This is a genomic window from Pseudomonas sp. REP124 (assembly GCF_020164475.1).
GTDB lineage: Bacteria > Pseudomonadota > Gammaproteobacteria > Pseudomonadales > Pseudomonadaceae > Aquipseudomonas.
On sequence record NZ_JAIQWX010000093.1, the window covers coordinates 1 to 25909 of the forward strand.

18 protein-coding genes are annotated in these 25909 nt (G+C 61.5%); 10 read left to right on the forward strand and 8 right to left on the reverse strand.

Annotation, left to right across the window (positions count from 1 at the left end):
- Positions 1-32: 32 nt before the first annotated feature.
- The 7 genes from K9857_RS20420 to tpx form a co-directional block, all read right to left on the reverse strand.
- Positions 33-779, reverse strand: coding sequence for an SDR family oxidoreductase (locus tag K9857_RS20420; RefSeq protein ID WP_224538721.1), 747 nt, complete (start codon positions 777-779; stop codon positions 33-35).
- A gap of 210 nt (positions 780-989) precedes the next feature.
- Positions 990-3071, reverse strand: coding sequence for an EAL domain-containing protein (locus K9857_RS20425; RefSeq protein ID WP_224538722.1), 2082 nt, complete (start codon positions 3069-3071; stop codon positions 990-992).
- A gap of 609 nt (positions 3072-3680) precedes the next feature.
- Entirely contained in the window at positions 3681-5156 is a 1476-nt protein-coding gene (locus K9857_RS20430; protein WP_224538723.1) for an efflux transporter outer membrane subunit, read from the reverse strand.
- On the reverse strand, positions 5153-8260 hold the full coding sequence (locus K9857_RS20435; RefSeq protein ID WP_224538725.1) for an efflux RND transporter permease subunit: 3108 nt from the start codon (positions 8258-8260) through the stop codon (positions 5153-5155). Before K9857_RS20435 ends, K9857_RS20430 begins: the two co-directional genes overlap by 4 nt.
- Positions 8257-11361, reverse strand: a complete 3105-nt coding sequence (locus K9857_RS20440; protein WP_224538728.1) for an MdtB/MuxB family multidrug efflux RND transporter permease subunit — start codon at positions 11359-11361, stop codon at positions 8257-8259. The genes K9857_RS20435 and K9857_RS20440 overlap by 4 nt, the downstream gene beginning before the upstream one ends.
- A complete protein-coding gene (locus K9857_RS20445; RefSeq protein WP_224538729.1) occupies positions 11358-12674 on the reverse strand; it encodes an MdtA/MuxA family multidrug efflux RND transporter periplasmic adaptor subunit in 1317 nt (438 codons plus the stop codon). Before K9857_RS20445 ends, K9857_RS20440 begins: the two co-directional genes overlap by 4 nt.
- Before the next feature lie 177 nt (positions 12675-12851).
- Positions 12852-13352 carry a thiol peroxidase gene (tpx, locus tag K9857_RS20450; protein WP_224538731.1) on the reverse strand — a complete coding sequence of 167 codons (501 nt, stop codon included), beginning with the start codon at positions 13350-13352 and terminating at the stop codon, positions 12852-12854.
- A gap of 349 nt (positions 13353-13701) precedes the next feature.
- On the opposite strand from tpx, the gene K9857_RS20455 reads away from it, so the two are divergent.
- Together K9857_RS20455 and K9857_RS20460 are read left to right on the forward strand one after the other, a co-directional pair.
- Entirely contained in the window at positions 13702-14127 is a 426-nt protein-coding gene (locus K9857_RS20455; protein ID WP_224538733.1) for a YciI family protein, read from the forward strand.
- A 622-nt stretch (positions 14128-14749) separates the two neighbouring features.
- Positions 14750-15697: a transporter gene (locus K9857_RS20460; RefSeq protein ID WP_224538735.1), complete on the forward strand. Its 948-nt coding sequence runs from the start codon at positions 14750-14752 to the stop codon at positions 15695-15697.
- Between the two features lie 196 nt (positions 15698-15893).
- On the opposite strand, the gene K9857_RS20465 is transcribed toward K9857_RS20460, so the two are convergent.
- Positions 15894-16256, reverse strand: a complete 363-nt coding sequence (locus K9857_RS20465; protein ID WP_224538737.1) for a DUF6124 family protein — start codon at positions 16254-16256, stop codon at positions 15894-15896.
- A gap of 444 nt (positions 16257-16700) precedes the next feature.
- Here K9857_RS20465 and K9857_RS20470 point away from each other — a divergent pair, with 444 nt between their 5' ends.
- The 8 genes from K9857_RS20470 (at position 16701) to K9857_RS20505 (ending at position 25851) form a co-directional block, all read left to right on the forward strand.
- A complete protein-coding gene (locus tag K9857_RS20470) occupies positions 16701-17681 on the forward strand; it encodes an AAA family ATPase (protein WP_224538739.1) in 981 nt (326 codons plus the stop codon).
- Positions 17678-18613: a DUF58 domain-containing protein gene (locus tag K9857_RS20475; RefSeq protein ID WP_224538741.1), complete on the forward strand. Its 936-nt coding sequence runs from the start codon at positions 17678-17680 to the stop codon at positions 18611-18613. The genes K9857_RS20470 and K9857_RS20475 overlap by 4 nt, the downstream gene beginning before the upstream one ends.
- Positions 18610-19200 carry a DUF4381 domain-containing protein gene (locus K9857_RS20480; protein ID WP_224538742.1) on the forward strand — a complete coding sequence of 197 codons (591 nt, stop codon included), beginning with the start codon at positions 18610-18612 and terminating at the stop codon, positions 19198-19200. Before K9857_RS20475 ends, K9857_RS20480 begins: the two co-directional genes overlap by 4 nt.
- The gene (locus K9857_RS20485) at positions 19187-20179 is read left to right on the forward strand and encodes a vWA domain-containing protein (RefSeq protein ID WP_224538744.1); all 993 of its coding nucleotides are present in this window, start codon (positions 19187-19189) and stop codon (positions 20177-20179) included. The genes K9857_RS20480 and K9857_RS20485 overlap by 14 nt, the downstream gene beginning before the upstream one ends.
- A gap of 1 nt (position 20180) precedes the next feature.
- On the forward strand, positions 20181-21755 hold the full coding sequence (locus K9857_RS20490; protein ID WP_224538746.1) for a VWA domain-containing protein: 1575 nt from the start codon (positions 20181-20183) through the stop codon (positions 21753-21755).
- Entirely contained in the window at positions 21752-23173 is a 1422-nt protein-coding gene (locus K9857_RS20495) for a hypothetical protein (protein ID WP_224538748.1), read from the forward strand. The genes K9857_RS20490 and K9857_RS20495 overlap by 4 nt, the downstream gene beginning before the upstream one ends.
- A gap of 2 nt (positions 23174-23175) precedes the next feature.
- Positions 23176-24198, forward strand: coding sequence for an HAD family hydrolase (locus K9857_RS20500; RefSeq protein ID WP_224538750.1), 1023 nt, complete (start codon positions 23176-23178; stop codon positions 24196-24198).
- A 78-nt stretch (positions 24199-24276) separates the two neighbouring features.
- Positions 24277-25851: an arylsulfatase gene (locus tag K9857_RS20505; RefSeq protein ID WP_224538752.1), complete on the forward strand. Its 1575-nt coding sequence runs from the start codon at positions 24277-24279 to the stop codon at positions 25849-25851.
- The last annotated feature ends 58 nt before the right edge of the window (positions 25852-25909 follow it).

Here is a 25909-nt window from a genome sequence, read left to right on the forward strand (position 1 = left end):
ATGGTGTCAGCTCAGTCGAAGAGCATCTGAAACTAGCGCCCGCCCCCAAGATCAACAAAGGTCCCGGTCGCATAAGAAGCCTTGTCCGACAACAACCAGACAATCGCCTCCGCCACCTCATCCGGCCGCCCGCCACGAGCCATCGGAATCGCCGATTCCAGCTTGCTGACCCGATCCGGATCGCCGCTCAACGCATGGAAATCGGTGTAGATGTAACCCGGCCGCACCGCATTGACACGAATCCCCTCACCCGCCACTTCCTTGGACAAGCCGATGGTGAATGTGTCGAGCGCGCCCTTGGAGGCGGCGTAGTCGACGTACTCATTGGGCGAACCCAGGCGCGCGGCGACCGATGAAACGTTCACGATGCTGCCGCCCTGCCCGCCATGCTTGGGCGACATGCGCAGGATTGCGTGCTTGGCGCAGAGCACCGGTGCCAGCACGTTGGTCTTGAGGATTTTGAGGATGCGGAATTCGGACATTTCGTCGACCCGGGACTTGTGCCCCACGGTGCCGGCGTTGTTGACCAGCGCCGTGACCCGGCCCAGTTCGCTGTCCACCCGGTTGAACAGGGCAATCACTTCGTCTTCGATGCTGACATCGGCGCGTACCGCAATGGCCTGCGCACCCAGGGCACGGACCTGCTCAAGCACAGCTTGCGCGGCCTCTTCATCGGACTGGTAATTGATGCAGATGCGATAGCCTTGTTCGGCGGCCAACAGGGCCGTGGCGGCTCCAATGCCGCGACTGCCGCCAGTGATGACGATGACTTTATCCATGCAAGCTTTCCCCGTTTCAAGCGTAAGCGGTCGCGGGCAAGAATAACCGTCATTCATGGATTTTGTAAGGAATCGCTTACGCCGACGCAGACCTGTAGGAGCGAATTCATTCGCGATGGAGGTCAACGATAACGCTGGCAGCCTGACACCCCGCGGTGCCTGTGCCTCCATCGCGAGCGTGCTCGCTCCTACACAGGGGCAGCGGTTTTCTTACGCTGGTGTGAGCTTCTCGGAACGCTGCAGCTCAACCATGAACCGATCCGCCGGCAGTGGATGTCCCAACAGATATCCCTGTAATGAATTGCAACCAAGTTGCGTCAGAAAGTCCTGCTGGACATCGGTTTCCACACCTTCGGCAACGATGCGCAGGCCCAGCGCCTGACCCAACGCGACGATCGCCGAAACGATAGCCGCATCATCGCTGTCCCGCTCCAGATCGCGCACGAAACCACGGTCGATCTTCAGTTCGTTGGCCGGCAGACGCTTAAGGTACATCAGGCTGGAATAGCCGGTGCCGAAGTCGTCGATGGACAGATCCACACCCATGTCCGAAAGCTCTTGCAACACCGTCATGCTCGCGTCGGCATCGCTCATGGCGGTGGTTTCGGTGATCTCCAGGGTCAGGTTGTTGGCCGGCAATTGATGCGTGGCCAAGGCTTTGGCCACACTCTGCACCAACCCCGCGTGACAGAACTGCAGGGCCGAAAGGTTCACCGCGATGCGCCAGTCGGTGTAGCCCATGACATACCATTCGCGCATCTGCCGGCACGCTTCGTTGAGCACCCAGTCGCCAATCGGAATGATCAGCCCGGTCTTCTCCGCGAGCTCGATGAACTTGTCCGGCAGCATCATGCCCTGGGTCGGATGCTCCCAGCGCAGCAGCGCCTCGGCGCCGACCGGTCGATTGTTGGCAGCGTCGAACTTGGGCTGGTAATAGAGACTGAACTGTTCCTCTTCCACGGCGGCGCGCAGGTCTTGCAGCAATTGCAGTTGCTTGCGCGCGTTGCCGTTCATCGAGGCGTCGAAGAAGCGGTAGCCGTTCTTGCCGGCATTCTTGGCGTGATACATCGCCGCGTCGGCGTTCATCAGCAGTTCATGGGCGCTGTGGCCGTTGCCGGGATACAGGGCGATGCCGACGCTGGCGGAGATCTGCAAGTCATGTTCGGCGACCCGGAACGAACGGGCGATCAACGCGACCTGACGGCCCGCAAGGTTCATCGCGTCGTTCTGATCGGCAAGTTGCACCAGCAACACGAACTCATCGCCGCCGATGCGCGCCAGGGTGTCCTGGGTGCGCAGGTCCTCGCGCAAGCGCAGGCTGACTTCGCGCAGCAACTGGTCGCCCATGTGATGGCCGAACGCATCGTTGACCGGCTTGAAACCGTCCAGGTCGATGAACATCAGCGCAAAGCATCCGCCCTCGCCGTCCACCCGGGACATCGCCTGGTCGATGCGGTCAGCCAGCAGAATTCGGTTCGGCAGACCGGTCAGGGTGTCGTGCAGGGCCAGTTGGGTCAGCTCGCGGTTGGCCTCGGTCAGGGAATGGGCAAGGCTGGCGGTACGCTCTTCCAGGCGCGCATCGAGAATCGAAGTCAGCAAGGCAATGCTCAGCACCGCCAGGGTGGTGATCAGCACCAGATTGTCGAGGCCCTTGCCGTTCAAACCGGTGATCGCCGCGCCGCAGAAACTGCCATCGGCAAACTGCGCGGCGGCCATGCCAGTGTAGTGCATGCCGACAATGGCAATCCCCATCACCACCGCCGCGCCACTGCGGATCAGCCGCACATAAGGGCCCTTGCGGCGCAGGCGGAAGGCAATCCACAACGCCGCACCCGATGCCCCGACCGCAATCAGCAGCGAAGTGCCGAACAGTGTCGGGTCGTAATCGATCCCCGGCAGCATGCGCATGGCTGCCATGCCGGTGTAGTGCATGGCACTGATACCGGTGCCCATCACCAACGCACCGAACCCCAGTTGCCAGGCCGGCATCTGCGGCTGGCTGACCAGCCACAGGGCGAAACCGCATGACAGGATACTGATCAACAGAGAGAGCAAGGTGATGCCCAGGTCATAACCCAGATCGATCGGCAAACTGAACGCAAGCATGCCAATGAAATGCATCGACCAGACACCGATACCCATGGCGCAAGCACCACCCGCCGTCCACAAATGCGCGGCCCGGCCCTTGGCGGTGGCAATACGTCCGGTCAGGTCCAGTGCGGTATAGGAGGCAAGGATCGCAACACAAAGCGAAATGATGACCAGCGTGGGCGAATAACTACCAATGAGCATGGAGAAATCTCGAAATCCCCTCGTATTGCTTCCGTTCTCGAGGGCGAAATTGAGCGATTGTACTGATTCCGCCGTTGAACGCACTGAAAAAAGTTATCATTTCGCCATCAGTCCGATGAAACGCTTGTTTGAGTGCCGTAGCCGCTCAAACATGGGGCTTGCAGGATCTGTACAAGATCCGTACAAGATCGGTACAGGTTTATGTATAAGGCCACTTTTCGAATGACTCGCCGCAAAAAACTGTGGGAGCGTGGCTTGCCCGCGAAGGCGTCAGATCTGGCGACATTGACGTTGGATGTGCCGGCCTCTTCGCGGGCAAGTCCGCTCCCACAGTGGGTGGTGGTGTTCGCAGATATTGTGACCGCCGCAAAAAACTGTGGGAGCGTGGCTTGCCCGCGAAGGCGTCAGATCTGGCGACATCGATGTTGGATGTGCCGGCCTCTTCGCGGGCAAGCCCGCTCCCACAGTGGGTGGTGGTGCTCGCAGATATTGTGACCGCCGCAAAAAACTGTGGGAGCGTGGCTTGCCCGCGAAGGCGTCAGGTCTGGCGACATTGATGTTGGATGTGCCGGCCTCTTCGCGGGCAAGCCCGCTCCCACAGTGGGTGGGTCAGTTGGGTTGTTCGATCTCTCCATCCCAACCACCGCCCAGCGCGGCAATCAACTGTACGCTGGCGATCAGGCGGCTTTGCAGCAGGTTCAGGGCGGTGCGTTCATTGTTCAGCGCTGTCGCTTGGACCACCACCACATCCAGATACGCAATCACCCCGGCCTTGTACTGATTCTGCGTCAGACGCAAGGACTCGCGGGCTGCATCCAGCGCCTGCTGACGCACCACCGCTTCATCTTCCAGCACCTTGATCTGCACCAGGAAGTCTTCTACCTCGCGGAACCCGTCGAGCACCGTTTGGCGATACTTGGCTACGGTCTCGTCGTAGGCCGCTTCACTACGATCCACTTCCGCCGAACGCTGCCCACCATCGAACAACGTCATCGCCAGTTGCGGTCCCACCGACCAGAACCGGTTCGGCAGGCTGAACAGATTCTTCGAGGTACTGCTGCTGTAACCCCCATTCATGCTCAGGGTCAGGTCCGGGTAATAGGCTGCCTTGGCCACGCCGATATTGGCATTGGCGGCGATCACCGAACGTTCAGCGGAGGCAATGTCCGGACGCCGTTCCAGCAACTGCGAAGGCAGGCTCAGAGGCACATCAGGCAATACCGGAATGTTGTCGGTTTCAGCCAGCTTGAACTCGGCCGGTGGCAGACCTATCAACACGGCGATGGCGTTTTCGAACTGGGCCCGTTGCCAGATCAGGTCGACCATGTCCGCTTCGGTACTCTTGAGCTGCGTTTGCGCCTGGGCCACCGCATCCTTGCCGGAAACACCGGCGCGATACTGGTTTTCGGTCATCTTCAGCGAACGTTTGTAGGCCTCGACCGTCGCTTCCAGCAGACGCTTCTGCTCATCGATCACCCGCAATTGCAGGTAGTTCTGCACCAGTTCCGACTGCTGGCTCAGGCGCATCGCCGCCAGATCGGCGAAGCTGGCCTGGGCATTGGCGGTGTCGGCTTCCAGGCCGCGGCGCAACTTGCCCCAGATATCCGCTTCCCAGCTGACACCGGCCTGTGCGGTGTAAGTGTCACGAATACCGCTGGAAGAACTGCTGAGGCTCGAACTGCTGCTGCCGGTGCCCTGGCTGGAACGGGTTTTCCCGGCGGTCAGGTCCACGGTCGGGAAAAACGCGCCACGAGCGCTGCGCACCAAGGCCTGGGCCTGACGGTACTGGGCTTCTGATTGCGCGACGGTCTGGTTGGAACTGTTGAGTTTGTCGATCAGGCCATTGAGCTGCTGATCACCATACAGCTCCCACCAGGCACCTCGGGCCAGGGCATCGCTGGGGTTGGCCTGGCGCCAGCCCTGCGCTTCCTTGTACTGCGCAGGCTCGGCGGTTTGCGGGCGCTGGTAGTCCGGGCCGACGGCGCAGGCGCTGAGCATCGCAACGCACAACGACAGGCTCAGTAGCCGCGAGCCGCGGGCAGTGATGATCGGTGCGGCAAGGTTGAACAGCGAACGGTCATTCATAGCGGAGTTTCCAGAGCAGCATCGGTACGCACGCCACGCCAGCGGTTGAAGCGATGGCGCAGCTTGTCGAGATAGAGGTAAACCACCGGGGTGGTGTAAAGGGTCAGCACCTGGCTGAAAATCAGCCCGCCGATGATGGTCAGGCCCAGCGGCTGGCGCATTTCCGCGCCTTCGGCACGGCTGAGCAGCAAGGGCAAGGCGCCGAGGATCGCCGCCAGGGTGGTCATCAGGATTGGTCGCAGACGTTGCAGGCAGGCATTGCGGATCGATTCCAGCGGCTCCATGCCCTGCTGGCGTTCCAGTTGCAAGGCCAGGTCGATCATCAGGATGGCATTTTTCTTCACCACGCCGATTAGCAGGAACAAGCCCAACAGCGAGATCAGACTGAACTCGCCGCCCAGGGCATAGATCGACAGCAACGCACCGACGCCCGCCGACGGCAGGGTCGAGAGAATGGTCAGCGGATGGATGTAGCTTTCATAGAGCACGCCAAGCACCAGATACACCGCCACCAGCGCGCCGAGGATCATGAACGGCTGGCTCTTCTGGGTCGCGGCGAAGGCATCGGCGGTACCGGCCATTTTCGCGATCACGTCTTCCGGCAGGCCGACCGAGGCAATTGCGCGTTCGATAGCAGCCCCGCCCTGCTCCACCGTCACGCCTTCAGCCATGTCGAAGGAAATGCTCTCCGAAGCGAACTGGCCTTCGTGGCTGACCCGGTCGTCTTCCAGACTGTTTTCGTAATGGGCGATGGTCGACAGCGGAACCCGCGCGCCATCAGCGGTGATCACCTGCACCTGATTGAGGGTGATCGGGTCCTGGGCGTATTTCTGATTGACCTCCATGACCACCTGATACTGGTTGAGGCTGTCATAGATAGTGGAAATCTGCCGCTGACTGTAGGCGTTGTTCAGCACCGCCGTGACCATGTCCATGTCGATCCCGAGGCGCTTGGCCTGGTCGCGATCGACGATCAACGTCACCTGCTGGGCACCCCGGCCTTCCCGGGCGTCAATCGCCGTCAGCTCCGGCAACGCCTTGAGCGCGGTCACTACTTTCGGATACCACTCGCGCAGCGCTCCCAGGTCACCGCTTTGCAGGATGTAGGAATACTGCGAGGTGGTCTGCTCGCGGCCGCCGCCGAATTGCAGGTCCTGGTCGGCCATCAGCATCAACTGCGCACCGGCAACCTTGGGCATTTCCTTGCGCAGGCGTTCGATGACCTTCTGCGCGGAGATGTTGCGTTCCTTGATCGGTTTCAGGCGCACCAGCATGAAGGCGTTGTTGGTGCCGTTGGTGCCGCCGATGAAGCCGGCCACGCTTTGCACCGCGTCGTCCTTGAGCACGGCACGGCGGAAGATTTCCATTTTCGGCTGCATCACGCTGAACGACAGGCCGTCGTCGCCGCGTACGAAACCGATCAACTGGCCGGTGTCCTGCTGCGGCAGAAAGGTTTTCGGCACCACCACGTACAGGGCGACGTTGACACCGACGGTGATGAACAGGCTGAGCAGCGTCAGGCGGCGATGACGCAACACCCAGTCGAGGCTGGTGGCGTACTTGGCGACCATCCACTCGTTGGCCCGCGCGCTCCAGCGTTGAAGGCGGTTTTCCTGACCGGGCGTGTGGGGTTTGAGCCAGCGCGCGCAGAGCATCGGCGTCAGGGTCAGCGAAACCAGCAGGGAAACCACGATCGCCGCGGCCAGAGTGATGGAGAATTCACGGAACAGGCTCTCGATGATGCCGCCCATGAACAGGATCGACAGGAACACCGCCACCAGTGACACGTTCATCGACAGCAAGGTGAAACCGACTTCCTGAGCGCCGAGATAGGCGGCCTTCATCGGTTTGACGCCTGCGTCGATATGCCGGGAGATGTTCTCCAGCACCACGATGGCGTCGTCCACCACCAGGCCGGTGGCGAGAATCAACGCCATCAGCGACAGGTTGTTGAGGGAGAAGCCGTAGAGGTACATCACGGCAAAGGTGCCCACCAGCGATACCGGCACCGCCAGCGTCGGGATCAGCGAGGCGCGGAAGTTACCGAGGAACAGGAACACCACCAGTATCACCAGCGCCACGGCGATCAGCAGGGTCATTTCCGCTTCATGCAGGGTGGCCTTGATCACCGGCGAGCGGTCCATGGCCAGGTTCAGTCTGACGCTGGCCGGCAATACCGCCTGCAACGCCGGCAACTGGGCCTTGATTTCGTTGACCGTCTCGATGATGTTGGCGCCCGCCTGACGGTTGATCACCAGCAGCACCGCCGACTCATCGTTGAAGAAACCGCTGTTGTAACGGTCTTCGACGCCATCACTGACCTTGGCCACATCCTTCAGGCGCAGAGCCGCGCCATCGGCATAGTGGATGATCAGCGACTCGTAATCCTTGGCTTTTTCCAACTGGTCGTTGGCCTGTACCTGCCACAGCCGCTGATCGTCCTCCACCGAACCCTTGGGTCGGCGCACGTTGGCGTTGGCGATGGTGTTGCGCACGTCATCCAGGGCCACGCCATACTGGTTCAGCGCCTGGGGTTCGAGCTCGATGCGCACCGCCGGCAGGGAGCTGCCGCCGATCTGCACTTCGCCGACGCCCTGCACCTGGGACAGGCTCTGGGACAGGATGGTCGAGGCCAGGTCATACAGCTGGCCCTTCTCCAGAACATCAGAAGTCAGCGAAAGCACCATGATCGGCGCCTGGGACGGGTTGACCTTCTTGTAGGTCGGCATGCTGCGCATACCGCTGGGCAGCAGGTTGCGCGAGGCGTTGATCGCCGCCTGCACTTCCCGGGCAGCGCCGTTGATGTCGCGGTCCAGGTCGAATTGCAGGATCACCCGGGTCGAGCCCTGGCTTGATCGGCTGCTCATGGTGTTGACCCCGGCGATGGCGCCGAAGGAGCGCTCCAGCGGCGTGGCCACGGTCGAGGCCATCACTTCCGGGCTGGCGCCGGGCAGGCTGGCTTGGACCACGATCACCGGGAAGTCCATTTGCGGCAGCGGCGACACCGGCAACAGGCCGAAGCTGACGCCGCCCAGCAGCATGATCGCCAGGCTCAGCAACATGGTTGCGACCGGGCGTTTGATGAAAGGTCCGGAAAGGTTCATGGCTGCTCTACCGCGTCCGCTGACTCAGGCTTGCGTCCCCAGCGCCGACCCAGGCGGTCGAAATACAGGTAGATCACCGGCGTGGTGAACAGGGTCAGGATCTGGCTGAGCAACAGCCCGCCAACCATCACCAGACCCAGCGGTTGACGCAATTCCGCGCCGGAACCAGTGGCCAGCATCAGTGGCACCGCGCCGAACAACGCGGCCAGGGTAGTCATCAGGATCGGCCGGAAGCGCAGCAAGGCCGCCTGATAGATCGCTGTCTGCGGGTCCATGCCCTGGTTGCGTTCAGCGTCGAGGGCGAAGTCGATCATCATGATCGCGTTCTTCTTCACGATACCGATCAGCAGGATGATGCCGATGATGGCGATCATGCCCAGGTCGTTGCCGCTGAGGATCAACGCCAGCAAGGCGCCGACCGCCGCCGAGGGCAAGGTAGAGAGGATGGTGATCGGGTGGATGTAGCTCTCGTACAGCACGCCCAGCACGATGTACATGGTGACGACCGCCGCAAGAATCAGCAGCAAGGTGCTCGACAGCGACGCCTGGAAGGCCTCGGCGGCGCCCTGGAACTGGGTCTGCACGCCAATCGGCATGCCGATGTCCTTCTGCACCTGTTCGATGATCTCGACCGCATGCCCCAGCGCCACGCCGGGGGCCAGGTTGAACGACATCATCACTGCCGGGAACTGGCCGATGTGAGTAATCGCCAATTGCGCCTGACGTTCTTCGATATGCGCCAGGCTGGACAGGCGCACCTGCCCGCCATCGGTGGTCTTGACGTGGATCTGGTCCAGCGCCTGCGGGCCGATCTTCTCACCGGACTGCGATTGCAGCACCACGCGATACTGGCTGGCCTGGGTATAGATAGTGGAAATCTGCCGCTGGCCGAAAGCGTCGTACAGCGCGTCGGTGATATTCGACACCGACACCCCGACTCGCGATGCGGCGTCACGGTCGATCACCAGGTAGACCTGCAGGCCTTTGTCCTGCAAGTCGCTGGCAACGTCGGTCAGCTCCGGGCGCTCGGCCAGGGCTTCGACCAGACGGCCGCTCCACAGGCTGAGCAACTCGGAATCCGGAGACGACATGCTGAACTGATACTGAGTGCGGCTGACCCGGTCCTCGATGGTCAGGTCCTGCACCGGCTGCATGAACAGACGGATACCCACCAGTTTGTCCAGTTCCGGTTGCAGGCGGGCAATCACCTGGTTGGCGGTGAGGTCGCGATCGCTGTGGGACTTGAGGTTGATCAGCAGCCGACCGCTGTTGAGCGTCGAGTTGTCACCGTCGACACCGATGTAGGACGACAGGCTCTCGACCGCAGGGTCGGCCAGGATCACCTTGGCCAGTTCCTGCTGACGCTCGCTCATGGCGGCGAAGGAAATCGACTGCGGCGCCTCGGAAATACCCTGGATCACCCCAGTGTCCTGCACCGGGAAGAAGCCCTTGGGTACCGCCATATAGAGGAACACCGTCAACGCAAGGGTTCCAACGGCAACCAACAGTGTCAGCGGCTGGTGCTTGAGCACCCACTGCAACTTGCGACCGTAGGCGGCGATCATCCAGTCGATGAAGGCGCCGCTGGCACGGTAGAAGCGGCCCTGCTCGTCTTCCTTGGGTTCACGCTTGAGCAGCCGCGCGCACATCATCGGCGTGAGGGTCAGAGAGACAACGAGGGAAATCAGGATCGCCACCGCCAGGGTGATGGCGAATTCGCGGAACAGGCGCCCCACTACGTCGGCCATGAACAGCAGCGGAATCAGTACCGCGATCAGCGACAGAGTCAGGGAAATCAGGGTGAAGCCGATCTGCTTGGCGCCCTTTAGCGCCGCATTCAACGGGCTGTCGCCCTCTTCAATGAATCGGGAAATGTTCTCCAGCATCACGATGGCATCGTCCACCACGAAACCGGTGGCGATGGTCAGGGCCATCAGGGTCAGGTTGTTGACCGAGAAACCGGCGAGGTACATCACGCCAAAAGTACCGATCAGCGACAACGGCACGGCCACCGACGGAATGATGGTGGCGCTGGCCCGGCGCAGGAACAGAAAGGTGACCATCACCACCAGGGCGATGGCGATCAGCAGCTCGTGTTGCACGTCCTTGACCGAGGCGCGGATAGTTTGGGTGCGGTCGGTCAGGACCACCACATCAAGGCCGGCCGGCAGGTTGTCGGTGATGCTCGGCAGCAAGGCCTTGATCCGGTCCACTACTTCGATGACGTTGGCACCGGGCTGGCGCTGGATGTTCAGCAGCACCGCCTGGTTTTCATTGGCCCAGGCCGCCAGACGTTCGTTTTCCGCACCGTCGACGATCTCGGCCACGTCCTTGAGGCGCAACGGCGCGCCGTTGGCATAGGCGAGGATCAGGTTGGCGTAGTCCGCGGGCGAAGTCAGCTGGTCGTTCGCATCGAGCATCGACACCCGGGTCGGGCCGTCGAAGTTGCCCTTGGGCTGGTTGACGTTGGAGGCACCAATCAGTGTGCGCACGTCCGACAGGTTCAGGCCGTTGGCCGCCAGAGCCTCGGGATTGACCTTGATCCGCACCGCCTGACGCTGGCCGCCGGCAATGCTGACCATGCCGACGCCGCTGATCTGGGCGATTTTTTGCGCCATGCGGGTGTCGACCAGGTCATTGAGCTTGGGCAACAGCATGGTCTTGGAGGTGATGGCCAGGGTCAGCACCGGCGTGTCGGCCGGGTTGACCTTGTTGTACACCGGCGGCGCCGGCAGGTCCTTGGGCAACAGATTGGTCGCGGCGTTGATCGCGGCCTGCACCTGCTGCTCGGCGACGTCCATATTGATGTCGAGGCTGAAACGCAGGGTCAGCACCGAGGCGCCGCCGGAGCTGGTCGAGGCCATCTGGGTCAGGCCGGGCATCTGGCCGAACTGGCGTTCCAGTGGCGCGGTGACGGCGCTGGTCATGACGTCCGGGCTGGCGCCGGGATAGAGGGTCATCACGCGAATGGTCGGGTAATCGACCTGGGGCAATGCCGACACCGGCAGCAGGCGATAGGCGATCACGCCGGCCAGAACGATGGCCAGCATGCTCAGGGTGGTCGCTACCGGGCGAAGGATGAACAGCCGCGAGAGATTCATGCGCCGCCCTTTTTCGCCTTGTCGGCAGGTGCCGGTTCAGTGCTGCTGGCCGCCGATTTGCCCTGCAGGTGGCCGGCCGGGTCGGTCGGCACCTGCTGCGGATCGTTGACCACTTCGACATCACTGCCGTCTTTCAAGCGGTCGGTGCCTTCGAGCACTACGCGATCACCGGCGGTCAGGCCTTCGGTGACCACGGTGTTTACACCGTCACTGGCGCCGATTTTCAACTGGCGGATCTTGACCTTCTTGTCGCCGTCCAGGGCGTAGACGAAGGTGCCGTTGGTGCCGAACTGGATCGCGGCGGATGGCGCCAGGATCACGTCTTTCAGGGTGTCGGCCAGCAGGCGCACGTTGACGAACTGGTTGGGGAACAGCGCCTGGTCGCGGTTGTCGTAGCGGGCCTTGAACTTCAGGGTGCCGGTGGTGACATCGATCTGGTTGTCCAGGCTCTGCAGTACGCCGGTGGCCTGCAGCTTGGTGTCGCCACGGTCCCAGGCTTCGGCCGGCAGCTTGGCGCCGCTGCGATAGCGGGCGAGCACGGTGTCGAGGCTGTTTTCCGGGAGGGTGAAGGCGACGCTGATCGGCTGGGTCTGGGTGATGATCGCCAGCGCCGTGGTGTCGTTGGCGGCGACGAGGTTGCCGACGTCGAGCTGGCGCAGGCCAACGCAACCGGCAATCGGCGCGCGGATCTTGGTGAATTCCAGATTGAGCTTGGCGTCGTTGACCGCCGCCTGATTGGTCTTGACCGTGCCCTGGAACTGGCCGACCAGCGCGACCGCGGTGTCCAGGGTCTGCTTGGCGATGCTGTCTTCCTTGTAAAGACCGGTGTAACGCTCTACATCCACCTGAGCGTTCTTCAACTGCGCCTGGTTCTGCAGCAAGGTGCCTTCGGCCTGGAGCAAGGCGTTCTGGTACGGACGTGGGTCGATTTCAGCCAGCAGATCGCCAGCTTTCACCATCTGCCCTTCCTCGAAGTAGATCTTGACCAGTTCGCCACCGACGCGGCTGCGCACATTGATGGTGTTCAGCGCCGTAACGGTGCCCAGCGCCTTGTAATACAGCGGGAAATCGCCCTTGACCGCCGGTGCCACACGCACCGGAACCGGGCCGGAAGCGCCGCCGAACCCCGGACGCATCCCGCCTGCCCTGCCCGTATGCCCTGCTGCGGCCTTTGGCTGTGCCCCTTCTTTCGGCGCAGCACCGCCGGGCCAGAATTTCCAGCACAGGGCGGCGATGACCAACAGGACAAGCAGGCCGAACAGCCAGCGACGGGGACTACGGGAAGCGGAGGATTGCATTGAGAGATCAACCATTGGGCGCGTGGGCTTCTGTTACATAAGGCTGAACGATAAGCACTGACGGCTGGTAAGCAAAGCGGCTTTACCGGCAATTTACCTTTGGCTTACGTAACAAGAGATTTGTGTAAGACACTGAAGCACAAATGAAAACGGCCTGGACAGGGCCAGGCCGTTAACAATTGTAATGCGCAGTTACTTCAGAACAGCGAGTGCTGCTTCGTAGTTCGGTTCTTCAGCGATTTCCTTGACCAGTTCGCTGTGCAGCACGTTGTCGTTCTCGTCCAGAACCACCACCGCACGGGCGGTCAGGCCTTTGAGCGGGCCGTCGGCGATGGCCACGCCGTAGTTCTGGATGAATTCGGCACCGCGCAGGGTCGACAGGTTCTGCACGTTTTCCAGGCCTTCGGCACCGCAGAAACGGGCTTGGGCGAATGGCAGGTCGGCGGAAATGCACAGCACAACAGTGTTGGCGATGTCATTGGCCTGGGCGTTGAACTTGCGTACCGAAGTGGCGCAGGTCGGGGTGTCGACGCTTGGGAAGATGTTCAGCACTTTGCGCTTGCCGGCAAAGTCTTTCAGGGTGACGTCGGACAGATTGCCGGCAACCAGGGAAAAGGCTGGCGCCTTGGAACCGGCTTGTGGCAGCTCGCCGTTGACTTGAACCGGGTTGCCTTTGAGAGTCACTTGAGCCATGAACGGAGTCCTTCTGAACGTTGATGTAGAGAGTCGTGAAGAGGCGGAAGTTAACCACGAAATCGGCCGGCGACCTACCCCGGATACAAATCGTGATTTCTTCGTACGTTGTCCCGCGGGGAAACGCGGTCAACTGTGGGAGCGGGCTTGCCCGCGAAGGCGTCAGACAGGCCGACATCGATGGTGAATGTGCCGGCCTCTTCGCGGGCAAGCCCGCTCCCACAGGTTCTCGGTGTTTACGCGATTTGTGATCGACAAAAGAATCCGTGATTTGTGTTGCACCGCTGTCGATTGCGCAGGCGCTCGTTCGACTATAAGTGAATCATCCAAATCCAGCGGAGATAACACCATGCGCTTCATGATCATTATCAAGGCCAGCCAGGATTCCGAAGCCGGCATCATGCCCAGCACCGAACTGCTCACCGCCATGGGCAATTACAACGAAGAGCTGGCCAAGGCTGGCATCCTCCTCGCCGGCGAAGGCCTGCATCCGAGCAGCAAAGGCACCCGCGTGAGCTTTTCCGGCGACAAACGCACGGTGATCGACGGCCCCTTCGCCGAAACCAAGGAACTAATCGCCGGTTTTTGGTTGTGGCAGGTCAAATCGAAAGAAGAAGCCATCGAATGGGTCAAACGCTGCCCTAACCCGATGCCCGGGACTGAGCCGGAGATCGAGATTCGACAGGTGTTCGAGATGGAGGATTTCGGGGAGGAACTGACGCCCGAGCTGCGTGAGCAGGAAGAGCGGGCGTTCGGGCAGAGCCGCAAATGCTGAGCCACCCCGACCTGTAGGAGCGAGCATGCTCGCGATGGTAGCCCAGGCACCGCTGGCATTAAGACAGCCCGCGTTATCGTTGACCTCCATCGCGAGCATGCTCGCTCCTACAGGGGGACCGTGTGATACCACCAAAGAATTAACCCCTCCGACTGGCTAACCCCCCTTTAGCTGCTAGCTTCAAAAGACATGTCCTACAAGCCTCGCGGGAAAGAGACTACGCAACAGCGGCCGTGCTCCGTTCGAAGAGGCGCCGCCCAATGAGCCACCAGGGAACCGGGGAATCATGTCCAACCATTCAGGAGCGAACGCCCGAGCGTCGGCAGTCCTCAGTTCGTCTGCCATTCGTACTCAAAGCAGCAACCCGCCGAACATAGACACGGGCAGCGCGCTGCGCCCCGAAACAGACAACCCCGACACTCCCAACGCCCACGCCAAAACGAGCCTTCCCGCCGTTCGCGGGGCACACCATCACGTCTGGAAAGTGAGGCCCACGCCATGCACATAGCCATTCGTACCGCCGGCTTCGGCCTGATGACCATGTTCGTCAGTTGCGGCGTCGGCGCCGAGACCAGCCCACAAGCAGTTAGCTACACCACTCAAATCATCAGCGGAGCAACACATGATCAAGCCCTTCGCAGTGCGCCCGTTACTGGCGCTGTGCCTGGTCGCAAACAGTCAATGGGTACTGGCGGCTGAAGGCGGCGTCGGCCGACCAATCACCGGCCAGCAGGTCTTCTCCAATGCCGGCATCGTGCCACCCGAACCCGGCTGGGTGATGTCGCTGAGCAGCATCTGGTACGACGGCGACCTCAAGGGCAGTACCCAGGTGCCCATTGGCGGTGCCGTGAGTACCGGGCTGGACATGAAGGTGTCCTACACCATCGCCAACTTCACCCATGTCTGGGACACCGGCAAAGGTCGCTGGAACTATGCCTCGGCCGTCGGCGTGCCGGTGCAGTACACCGACGTCAGCGCCAGCATCACCGGCCCCCGTGGCCGCACGCTGGGCACCAGTGACAGCGGCACCCAGTTCGCCGACATGCTGGTCACGCCAATTGCCGCCGGATACCACTTCGATGAGGTGAACCACATCTCCTTTTCGCTGCCGATCTACGTGCCGACCGGTGCCTACAACGTCGATCGCCTGGCCAACCCCGGACAGAACACCTACACCTTCATGCCCACCGTGGCCTTCACCCATCTGGACGGCAAAGGTGGCGAATTCACCCTGTCCAGCGGGCTGGAGTTCTACACCGAAAATGATGAAACGGATTACCAGAACGGCGACATCTTCACCCTCGACGCCCTCTGGACCCACGGATTCGGCAATGGCTGGGCCGCCGGTTTGGCAGCGGGCTACATCCAGCAGATCAGCGATGACACCGGTTCCGGCGCCACCAGCGGTTTTCGCGGGCGCTCCGTGGGTGCGGGTCCAATGATCGGCTGGGCCGGCAAGTTCGCCGACGCCCAGGCCAACCTCAGCCTGCGCTGGGTGCCGGAGTTCGACACCAAGAATCGCCCTGAGGGCAACGGCGTGGCGGTCAACATGACCCTGGCGTTTTTCTAGGGACTGACACAAAACTGCGACAGAGCGTGTTTCTGCACTGCTGGCTGCGATCTTTTGATCTTTGATCGTTCCCACGCTCCGCGTGGGAACGCAGCCAGGGACGCTCTGCGTCCCAATCAAAAGCCGAACGCGGAGCGTCCGTGGAGGCATTCCCACGCAGAGCGTGGGAACGATCGATCATCGGTGGTCCAGTCTCTTAACCCTTGGCCTGATTCACCGCCTCTTGGTGATCCAGCGCCCGCTCCACCAACAAATGCACCCCGTCAGCCATCCGGCTGAGCGCTAACGCCACAGAACGGCGCGAACCCTCCACATCGTCCGCCAGATCCGCCGCAATGGCGCTGATGGACAGCAGGTCCTCGGAGGCGTTGGCCAGCAGGGCTTCGGTATCGATACCGGGGGAAACGGTGAAGAGCTGAAATTTTCGGCGTTTGCCTGATTTTTCTTGTGCGGGCGGGAAGTAGTGAGAGAAAGCGCGGTCGGCGGCTTCCTTGAGCTTTTCGTCTTCGTGGGAAGCTTGGGAATCTGTATCAGGGGAATTAGGGGTAGCTTTGGACATGGTTTTACCTTCATTCGTTATGAGAGCGTTTTCCTTCGTTTACCCCTTCAGGTTTCCAGGCCCGGTCGCTGAGTTTGCAGCGACACCGCAAACGATAAAGATTCCCCCAAAACCCCACCAGTCAGCGGCTTCCGGCAATTCTGTAGGTCACGCCGCAAGACCGCGTAGGCCCAAACCGTTCCTACGGACAAGCTTTTAAACAAAGTAGGAGCGAGCCTGCTCGCGATGGACGTGAACGATGACGCGGGGCGCCTGAATGCCAGCGATGTCTGGACACTCATCGCGAGCAGGCTCGCTCCCACAGGTTTTTTGGTTGTTTGCACATCGGGGCTGCGACATCGCCAACCCACCCGTTTCAGGCGGTTTGTGGATTTTTCGCCTAATGTTCAATCTGAAATTTTTAAACACAACAGTGCGCGAAAACTTCACAGAAGGGACTCGGCCATGTCTGCACTCAACGACCTCAATGCCCTGCAAGCCAGCATCGCCGAAGCGGTGCTCGGCCAGGACCAGGTGATCCGGCAGATTCTGGTCGGCCTGTTGGCCAACGGCCACCTGCTGCTGGAGAGCTTGCCGGGCCTTGCCAAGACTCGCACGGTCAAGGCCCTGGCGCGGCATCTGGACGCGAAGATGAGTCGTATCCAGTTCACTCCGGACCTGCTGCCCTCGGACATCACCGGCGCTGAAGTGCTGCATCAGGTCGAGGGCAAAAACGAAATCCGTTTTCAGCCCGGACCGCTGTTCGGCAACCTGATCCTGGCCGACGAGATCAACCGCGCCCCGGCCAAGGTCCAGGCCGCGCTGCTCGAAGCCATGGAAGAACGGCAGATCACCGTGGCCGGCAATAGTCATGTGCTGCCGGAACTGTTCATCGTGGTCGCCACCCAGAACCCCATCGAACAGGAAGGCACTTACCCGCTGCCCGAAGCGCAGATGGACCGTTTCCTGATGAAAGTGCTGCTGGACTATCCCAGCGCCGAAAACGAAAGCCAGGTGCTGCGCCTGTTGCGTGAGGAAGAACAGGCCCTCGGCGCAAAAACCGCCGCCGTTCAGGGTTTTTCCCTGCCTCAGGAAGTGATCTTCGCTGCGCGCCGGGAAGTCAGCGCGGTGCATGTCTCCCCCGCTATCGACCGTTACCTGATCGACCTGATCAACGCCACTCGCTACCCCACTGACTACGACGCCGACCTCGGTCGCTGGATCAATGTCGGCGCCAGCCCCCGCGGCGGCATTGGCCTGGACCGCTGTTCCCGCGCCGAGGCGTGGTTGCAGGGCCAGGACTTCGTCTCGCCGGACAACGTGCGCGCCGTGGTCCACCCGGTGCTGCGCCATCGCCTGCACCTGAGCTACGACGCGGTGGCCGACGGAGTGACAGCCGATCAAGTGATCGACCGTCTGCTCGACAAAGTCGCGATTCCTGCATGACGGTCGATGGACTGGTCTACGTTTCTCTGGCGCAGTTGATGGCCCTGGAGTTCAAGGCCCGTGACCTGAGTTTCCAGGCGCGCCAACCTCGCGGCAGCATCCTCGCCGGTAACCATGCCTCGCGCCTGCGCGGTCGTGGGCTGAATTTCGATGAACTGCGCCGCTATCAACCCGGCGACGATCTGCGCCACCTCGACTGGCGCGCCTCGCTGCGCACCGGCAAACCGGTGGTTCGCACGTTTACCGAAGAGCGCGACCGCCCGGCGCTGATCCTGGTGGACCAGCGCATGTCGATGTTCTTCGGCTCGCAACGCAGCTTCAAGTCCGCGACGGCCGCCGAGCTTGGCGCCCTGGCCGCATGGATGGTGTTCAACGCCGGCGACCGGGTGGGCGGTTTGGTGTTCAACGATCAGCGCATCGACAGCGTTTCACCGTTGCGCAGCCGCAAGCGCATCGAAGCGCTGTGCAGTCACATCGCCCAGCAGAACCAGGCCCTGAGCGCGGCGAGCCCGGACGCCGAGGGTGAAGACCAGCTCGACCGTGTGTTGCAGCGATGCCTGGCGGTGGCCGGGCACGATCATTTGATCTGCATCGTCAGCGACTTTGCCGGCGCCGGCGAACGCACCCTGCAATTGATGCGGCAGCTGGCGGCGCACAACGATGTGATCGCCATGCAGGTTTACGATCCGTTGGCGCTGAACCTGCCGAAAAACGGACGTCTGCTGGTCACCCAGGGTCAGTTGCAGGTTGAGCTGGCGGTGGAGCGGCGTCAGGTGCATCAACCGCTTGGGGATTTTCTCGGCGGGCGATTGAAGGACGTCGCCACCTTGCTGCGCCGCAGTCAGGTGCCGTTGATGATGTTCAGCACGGCACTCGATGCCCAGGAACAATTGCGCGCAGAACTGGGCAAGCTCAGCGGGAATGCGCGATGAATCCTAACGTGCCGAGCATTGATCAACTCAAGGAGATCGCGTTGCCGGCGCCGGTGAGTTATGCGCCGCAGACCTGGGGTTGGTGGGTGTTGCTGGCGGCGCTGGTGTTGACTGCTTTGATTATCGGTGCGCGGCGTTACTGGCAGTGGCGGCGGGATCGTTATCGGCGGGAAGCGCTGGTTCGGTTGGCGCAGTTGCAAAAGCGCAGTGATGATTTGAATGCGTTGCGTGAGTTGCCGGAGCTGCTCAAGCGAGTGGCCCTTTCAATGCCCCCTCGGCATATGAAGATCCCTGTGGGAGCGGGCTTGCTCGCGAAGGCGTCGGGTCAGTCGACTTCGATTTTGAATGGTCCGGCCTCTTCGCGAGCAAGCCCGCTCCCACAGGGTCCTGCTGCGCTTGATAGAGATGGTTGGCAAGCTTACTTGCAGCGACATATCAAACAACCGCTTCCCGCCGACTTCAGCCAGCAATTGGCACTGCTGGCCTACGCACCCGAATCCACCCTGCGCGCCCTCCCCGCCGAACAACGCCAGCACCTGTTCGACACCTGCAAACTCTGGGTGGAGCATCACCATGTGGCAGCTTGATTACCCCTGGCTGTTGCTCCTGCTGCCCCTGCCGTGGTTCGGCTATCGCTACCTGCCCGATTACCGCGAAGCGCGCAGCGCGGTGCGGGTACCGTTTTTTGCCGCGATGAGTCGTGCGGTCGGCGAGGCACCGAGTCAGGCCGGCACCCGCAGCAACCGCTGGCAGCTGTTGTTGAACCTGCTGGTATGGGGGCTGTTGCTGCTGGCAGCGGCCCGGCCGGTGTACGTGGAAAAACCCATCGAGCGCCAGCAACCGGTGCGTGACCTGATGCTGGCCATCGACCTGTCCCAGTCCATGGAAACCACCGACTTCACCGACGCCAGCGGCCAGAAAATCAATCGTCTGGTGGCGGTCAAGGACGTGGTGCACGGCTTCATCGACAAGCGTAAAGAAGATCGCCTGGGCCTGATCGTGTTCGGCAGCGGTGCCTATCCGCAAGCACCGTTGACCCTCGATCACGCCAGCCTGTCGTTGCTGCTGGACGACACCGGCATCGGCATGGCCGGCCCCAACACCGCCATCGGCGATGCCATCGGCCTGAGCCTGAAGCTGTTGGATAAGGCCGATGAGCCTGAAAAGGTAGTGATCCTGCTCACCGACGGCAATGACACCAGCAGTGCCATCACCCCCGACCACGCGGCGCAGATGGCGGCCGCCAAAGGTGTGGTGATCCATACCATCGGCATTGGCGACCCGGCGGCCGAAGGAGAATCGCGGGTCAACCTGCAAAGCTTGCAGCAGATCGCCGAAGCCACCGGCGGCAAGTTCTTCCGTGCCGAAGACCGCAATGCGCTGAATCAGGTCTACGACACCCTCGACACCCTCACCCCGCATCAGGTGAAAACCCTCAGCCATCAACCGAAGAAGGATCTGTTCTGGTGGCCGCTGGGCGCGGCAATCGTGCTGCTGGCGCTCTATCACCTGTTTGCCTGGCTGCGCCCTCAACTCTCTAACGTCCGACAGCGGCAGGAGGCCTGAGATGGAGATCAATCTCGGTGACTTCCATTTCCTGCGCCCGCTGTGGCTGTTGCTGCTGCCCTTCGCCGCCCTGCTGCCACTGTTGTGGCGCCGCAGCCGTGACCTGCAACGGAGCCTGCGCGGCAACATCGCCGAACACCTGCTGCCCCATCTGCTGATCACTCCGCAGGACCACCAATGGCTGCGCCCGGTGCATCTGGTCTGTGCGCTGCTGATGCTCGGCGCGCTGGCCGCCGCCGGACCGACCTGGGAACAGGATCGACCGGACTTTCTGGAAAACCGTGCGCCGCTGATCATTGCCATGGATCTTTCGCCGTCGATGGACGCCAGTGATGTGCAACCGACGCGTCTTGAAGCGGCAAAACACAAGGTCCATGACCTGATTCAGCGACGCACCGGGGCGCGCAATGCGCTGGTCGCCTATGCAGGCAGTGCGCACCTTGTGCTGCCGGCAACGGACGATCCGGCCTTGCTCGACACCTTTATCCAGGCCCTGAGCACCAACCTGATCGACAAGCCGGGCAAGGATGTCAGCGCGGTCATCGAGCAGGCCAAGCGCCTGCTGGCGGCGGAGAAAACGCCCGGCACGCTTCTGCTGATCACCGACGGCGCCGATGCCTCGAATGACCTGGCGAAACAACTCGACGGCACCGACCTGCAAGTGCTGATCCTCGCCGTCGGCAACGAAGACGGCGGCATCATCCGCGACGCCAGCGGCCAGCCGCGCACCGATGGCAACGGTCGCCCTACACTGGGCACTTTCGAACAGGCCGCGCTCAAGCAATTGGCTTCAGCACTGGACGCCCCGCTGGGCAGCCTGACCTTGAACAACGACGATCTTGACTGGATCGACCTGCACGCCCAGCAGCACTTCCAGGCGACCGACGACGAGCAGCGTGAGTTGCACTGGAAGGACGCCGGCTACTGGCTGTGCTGGCCGCTGCTGTTGATCGCCTTCTTCAGCGTACGCAAAGGCTGGAGCCTGAACTGGATGCCCGCCCTGCTGTTGGCGGTGGGCTTGAGCGTTGCGCCATCTCCGGCGCAAGCCAATGCGCTGACCGACGCCTTCTTCACCCCGGACCAGCAAGGGCGCTGGGCCTTCGAACATGAACACTTCCCGCTGGCCGCCGCGCACTTTGTCGACCCCTACTGGAAGGGCATAGCCGCCTACAACGCCGCCGATTACGACCTGGCCCTGGCCAGCTTCGCCCGCCTGCAAACGCCACAGGCGTATTTCTATCTGGGCAACATTTATGTGCGCCGCTTCAAGTTCGACGAGGCGATTGCCGCTTATACCGAAGCACTGAAGTTGCAGCCGCAATTCCCCGAAGCCACCGCCAATCTGGCTCTGGCCATTGCCTTGCAGAAGGACACTGAAAGCGCAGAGGAAAATGCTCCGGAAACCAAGCCCGATGAAATCAAGATGGACAAGGCGCCGGGCAAGGGGCAGAGCAAGGCGCTGAAGACCGAGCAAGCGGCGTCGGATGAGCAGTGGTTGCAGAACCTGAGTACCTCGCCGGCCAAGTTTTTGAAGCAGAAGTTCAGCTTGCAGGATCAGGTGGGGGCCAAGCCATGAACTGGCTCATAGACCGAGTTGCCGCCTTCGCGAGCAAGCCCGCTCCCACAGGGGACTTGCGGTGCACACAAATCCAGTGTGGGAGCGGGCTTGCTCGCGAAAGCGCCCGAAAATTCACCACAACACTCGGCGCCCTACTCATAGCCCTGATCACCACAACCACCCTCGCCGCCGAACCCGAACTCCGAGTCCAAGCCCGAGTACAACCCGCTTCCCCCATGGTCGGCAGTGTGGTCGAACTGCAACTCGACATCCTCACCGACACCTGGTTCACCGACGCCCCCACCCTGCCCGACCTGAAACTGCCGGGCGCCCTGGTGGTGCCGCCGGACGGTCATGCCGAGCACCTGAACCAGACCGCCGACGGCAAATCCTTGAGCGGGATGCGCTACCGCTACCTGATCACGCCGAATCTGGCCCAGAACTTCGACATCCCGGCGCTGACCGTTCAAGCCAAACCCGGCCAGGCCACCACCGAACTCAGCGCGCAAACCCAGCCGCTGCATTTCACGACAACACAACCGCCTGGCTTCAAACCAGGTGAACCGGTGCTGGTGGCGCAAGGGCTGCGTTTCACCCAAAACCTCATCAAGCCACAAACGGCGCTGAAAGCCGGCGACAGCATCACCCGTGAACTGACGCTCCAGGCGGACGGTGCGCTCGCCATGTCGCTCCCAACGCCCGCATCGACCGACGTCAGCGGACTGAGTCGCTACCCGAAAAACCCGCAAGTCACCAGCCTGGACGACGGTCGCGGCCATTTCACCGGCGGCCAGCGCATCGACAGCGTGACCTACCGCATCGACCGCGAAGGCCACTACACCCTGCCCGCCATCGAACTCAAATGGTGGGACGCCGGCAGCCAGCAATCCCGTACCGCACAAGTGCCTGCGGTCGAGTTCGATGCTGTGGCCAACAGCACCTACAAACCCGTGTTCTCGATCGCAGAAGACCTGAAAAAACTCGGCCGGCAACAATCACTGCATCTGTCGAGGTCTGTGCTGGGCCTGCTCGCGCTATTGCTTGGCGTGGCGCTGCTGGTCTGGTTCGCCCGCCCATTCATCCATCGTGCTTACCTCGACTGGCAGGCCAAACGCCGCGCCCGTCATGCCGCATGGCTTGAATCCGCCGACTACGCCTGGCAGCAGATTCCCGCGCAGATCGAAGGCCAGCCGCCGCAATTGAGCGCGCTGTATCTGTGGACGCGCCGCAGCGGCAAGGGCCTGCAACTCACCGGCCTCGGCCCGCGACTGCAAACCCTGTTACGTGCCTGTTACAGCCGTGAGCCAACCGGAGATCAGGCGCTGCGCCAGTTCGGGAAATCCTTGACTACGCTGCATAGTCAGTCCGAACAAAACAAGGAATCAGTCGCACCAGCACTTCTACCTCTCAACCCTGTTCGCGAGAAGGATCTGTGATCATGACGCCGCCATTATTACGCCAGCTTCACGGATTCAAGTTTCTGCTGACCTTGGCCCTGAGCCTGCCCTTGCTAGTCCAGGCCGCCGAGCCGCTGCCATCCTGGAACGACAGTCCGTCGAAGAAGAGCATCATCGAATTCGTCCAGGCAGTGACCGATCAATCCAGCAAGGACTTCGTCAGACCCGAAGAGCGCATCGCCGTATTCGACAATGACGGTACGCTGTGGAGCGAGCAGCCGATGTACTTCGAGTTCCTGTTTGCCCTGGACGAGGTCAAGCGCAATGCCGCGCAGCATCCGGAATGGAAAACCACCCAGCCATTCAAGGCGGTGCTTGAAGACGACCACCAGGCCCTGACCGCGAGCGGCATGGATGGCCTGATGAAAATTTTCGCCGCCACCCACGGCGGCATGACCACCGAAGCCTTCGACGACTACGCCAAGACCTGGCTGAGCAAGGCCCGTCACCCGAAAACCGGCAAGCCCTATACCGAAATGATCTTCCAGCCGATGCTGGAAATGCTCGACTACCTGCGCAGCCAGGACTTCAAGACGTACATCGTCTCAGGCGGCGAAACCGGCTTCATGCGCGCCTTCGCCGAGAAGGTTTACGGCGTTCCACCCGAGCAGGTGATCGGCACCACGTTCGTCACCACCTTCGATTACAAGGATGGCAAGGCTTCGATCCTGCGTACGCAAAAACTGGCGCACAACGATGACGGTCCGGGCAAGCCGGTCAGCATCGAAGCGGTGATCGGGCGCCGTCCGATTCTCGCCTTCGGCAACTCCGACGGCGACCTGCAGATGCTCCAGTGGACCGCGGCCGGCACCGGCAAGCGTTTCATGGGGCTCGTGCATCACACCGACGCCAAACGTGAATGGGCCTATGACCGACAGTCCCAGGTCGGCCGTCTGGACAAGGCACTGGATGAAGCGAACAAACGTGGCTGGACAGTCGTGGACATGGCCGCCGAATGGCGCCGGATCTACCCGTTCGACGCCATAAACGGGCAAGTGCAGTAAGCAAGAGCAAGCGTAGGCAGGACCGCAACGAACGGTTGTCGCAACACGCGACGAAAATGAGTAGAAGGAGCAAGTCATATGACTGGCATACGCAAGTGGATACCGAAGGCGGCCTTGCTGGCGGCTTCGGTGATGGCGTTCTCGGCTGCCGCCGGGGCCGCCGACAAGCCCAACATCCTCGTGATCTTCGGCGATGACATCGGCCAGACCAACATCAGTGCCTATTCCATGGGCGTGGTCGGCTACAAGACCCCCAACATCGACCGTATTGCCAAGGAAGGCATGATGTTCACCGACTATTACGCGGAGAACAGCTGCACGGCGGGACGCTCGACCTTCATTACCGGTCAATCGGCGCTGCGCACGGGCCTTTCCAAAGTGGGCATGCCCGGCGTACCGGTCGGCCTGCAGGCGCGGGACGTGACCATCGCCCAGGCGCTCAAGGCCCACGGCTATGCAACAGGCCAGTTCGGCAAGAACCACTTGGGGGACAAGGACGAGTACCTGCCTACCAACCACGGTTTCGACGAGTTCTTCGGCAACCTGTACCACCTTAATGCCGAAGAGGAGCCGGAGCGTCCTTATTGGCCGAAAGATGATGCCGCCTTCGTCAAGGCGGCTTCGCCCCGTGGCGTGATCCACAGCTTCGCCGACGGCAAGATCGAAGACACCGGTCCTCTGAACAAGAAACGCATGGAGACCATCGACGACGAGACTACCGCGGCCGCCCAGGCATTCATCGACAAACAGGTCAAGGCGGACAAACCGTTCTTCGTCTGGATGAACACCACCCGCATGCACGCCTTCACTCATGTGCGCGAATCCATGCAGGGCCAGAGCGGCATGGTCGGCAACGAATATGCCGACGGCATGCTTGAACACGATGGCGACGTCGGCAAGTTGCTCAAGACCCTGGACGACCTGAAAGTCGCCGACAACACCATCGTGGTCTACACCACCGACAACGGCCCTAACCAGTGGTCCTGGCCGGATGCGGCGACCACGCCGTTCCGCAACGAGAAAAACTCCAACTGGGAAGGCGCCTACCGGGTACCGGCGATGATTCGCTGGCCGGGCAAGGTCAAACCGGGTGAAGTGTCCACCCAGATGTTCTCCGGGATGGACTGGTTCCCGACCTTGCTGGCGGCCGTCGGTGATACCGACATCAAGGAACGCCTGCTCAAGGGTGCCGACGTCGGCGGGAAGAACTTCAAGGTCCATCTGGACGGTTTCAACCAGCTCGATTACCTGACTGGCAAAACCGACAAGAGCGCGCGCAACGAGTTCTACTACTTCAACGACGATGGCGAACTGGTGAGCATGCGCTACAACGACTGGAAGCTTGTCTTCTGCGAACAGCGGGCACCGGGTGGCTTCAAGGTCTGGAGCGAACCGTTTACCTGCCTGCGGGTGCCGAAGCTGTTCAATCTGCGCATGGACCCCTACGAGCGTGCCGACGTAGTGTCCGATCAATACTTTGACTGGCTGGCGAAGAACGACTATCTGCTGTTTGACGGTATCCGCAGATCGGCGGCCTTCCTGCAGACCTTCGTCGATTACCCGCCAAGCCAACGCCCGGCGAGCTTCAGCATCGACCAGATCCGCGCAGACGTTGACAAGAAAATCGAAGAGAAAATGAAAGCTGCGAAGTAACACTGCTTGACCGCCGCTCGCCTTCGTTGGCGAGCGGTCCTATTTGCAACTTGGGACC

Bases quoted from the DNA above. Each gene is read 5' to 3' on its own strand.
- K9857_RS20475 (WP_224538741.1), top strand. From the start codon at position 17,678: ATGACGGTCGATGGACTGGTCTACGTTTCTCTGGCGCAGTTGATGGCC.
- K9857_RS20505 (WP_224538752.1), top strand. From the start codon at position 24,277: ATGACTGGCATACGCAAGTGGATACCGAAGGCGGCCTTGCTGGCGGCT.
- K9857_RS20460 (WP_224538735.1), top strand. From the start codon at position 14,750: ATGATCAAGCCCTTCGCAGTGCGCCCGTTACTGGCGCTGTGCCTGGTC.
- K9857_RS20470 (WP_224538739.1), top strand. From the start codon at position 16,701: ATGTCTGCACTCAACGACCTCAATGCCCTGCAAGCCAGCATCGCCGAA.
- K9857_RS20480 (WP_224538742.1), top strand. From the start codon at position 18,610: ATGAATCCTAACGTGCCGAGCATTGATCAACTCAAGGAGATCGCGTTG.
- K9857_RS20500 (WP_224538750.1), top strand. From the start codon at position 23,176: ATGACGCCGCCATTATTACGCCAGCTTCACGGATTCAAGTTTCTGCTG.
- K9857_RS20430 (WP_224538723.1), bottom strand. From the start codon at position 5,156: ATGAATGACCGTTCGCTGTTCAACCTTGCCGCACCGATCATCACTGCC.
- K9857_RS20485 (WP_224538744.1), top strand. From the start codon at position 19,187: ATGTGGCAGCTTGATTACCCCTGGCTGTTGCTCCTGCTGCCCCTGCCG.
- K9857_RS20440 (WP_224538728.1), bottom strand. From the start codon at position 11,361: ATGAATCTCTCGCGGCTGTTCATCCTTCGCCCGGTAGCGACCACCCTG.
- tpx (WP_224538731.1), bottom strand. From the start codon at position 13,352: ATGGCTCAAGTGACTCTCAAAGGCAACCCGGTTCAAGTCAACGGCGAG.
- K9857_RS20445 (WP_224538729.1), bottom strand. From the start codon at position 12,674: ATGGTTGATCTCTCAATGCAATCCTCCGCTTCCCGTAGTCCCCGTCGC.
- K9857_RS20495 (WP_224538748.1), top strand. From the start codon at position 21,752: ATGAACTGGCTCATAGACCGAGTTGCCGCCTTCGCGAGCAAGCCCGCT.
- K9857_RS20425 (WP_224538722.1), bottom strand. From the start codon at position 3,071: ATGCTCATTGGTAGTTATTCGCCCACGCTGGTCATCATTTCGCTTTGT.
- K9857_RS20490 (WP_224538746.1), top strand. From the start codon at position 20,181: ATGGAGATCAATCTCGGTGACTTCCATTTCCTGCGCCCGCTGTGGCTG.
- K9857_RS20455 (WP_224538733.1), top strand. From the start codon at position 13,702: ATGCGCTTCATGATCATTATCAAGGCCAGCCAGGATTCCGAAGCCGGC.
- K9857_RS20465 (WP_224538737.1), bottom strand. From the start codon at position 16,256: ATGTCCAAAGCTACCCCTAATTCCCCTGATACAGATTCCCAAGCTTCC.
- K9857_RS20420 (WP_224538721.1), bottom strand. From the start codon at position 779: ATGGATAAAGTCATCGTCATCACTGGCGGCAGTCGCGGCATTGGAGCC.
- K9857_RS20435 (WP_224538725.1), bottom strand. From the start codon at position 8,260: ATGAACCTTTCCGGACCTTTCATCAAACGCCCGGTCGCAACCATGTTG.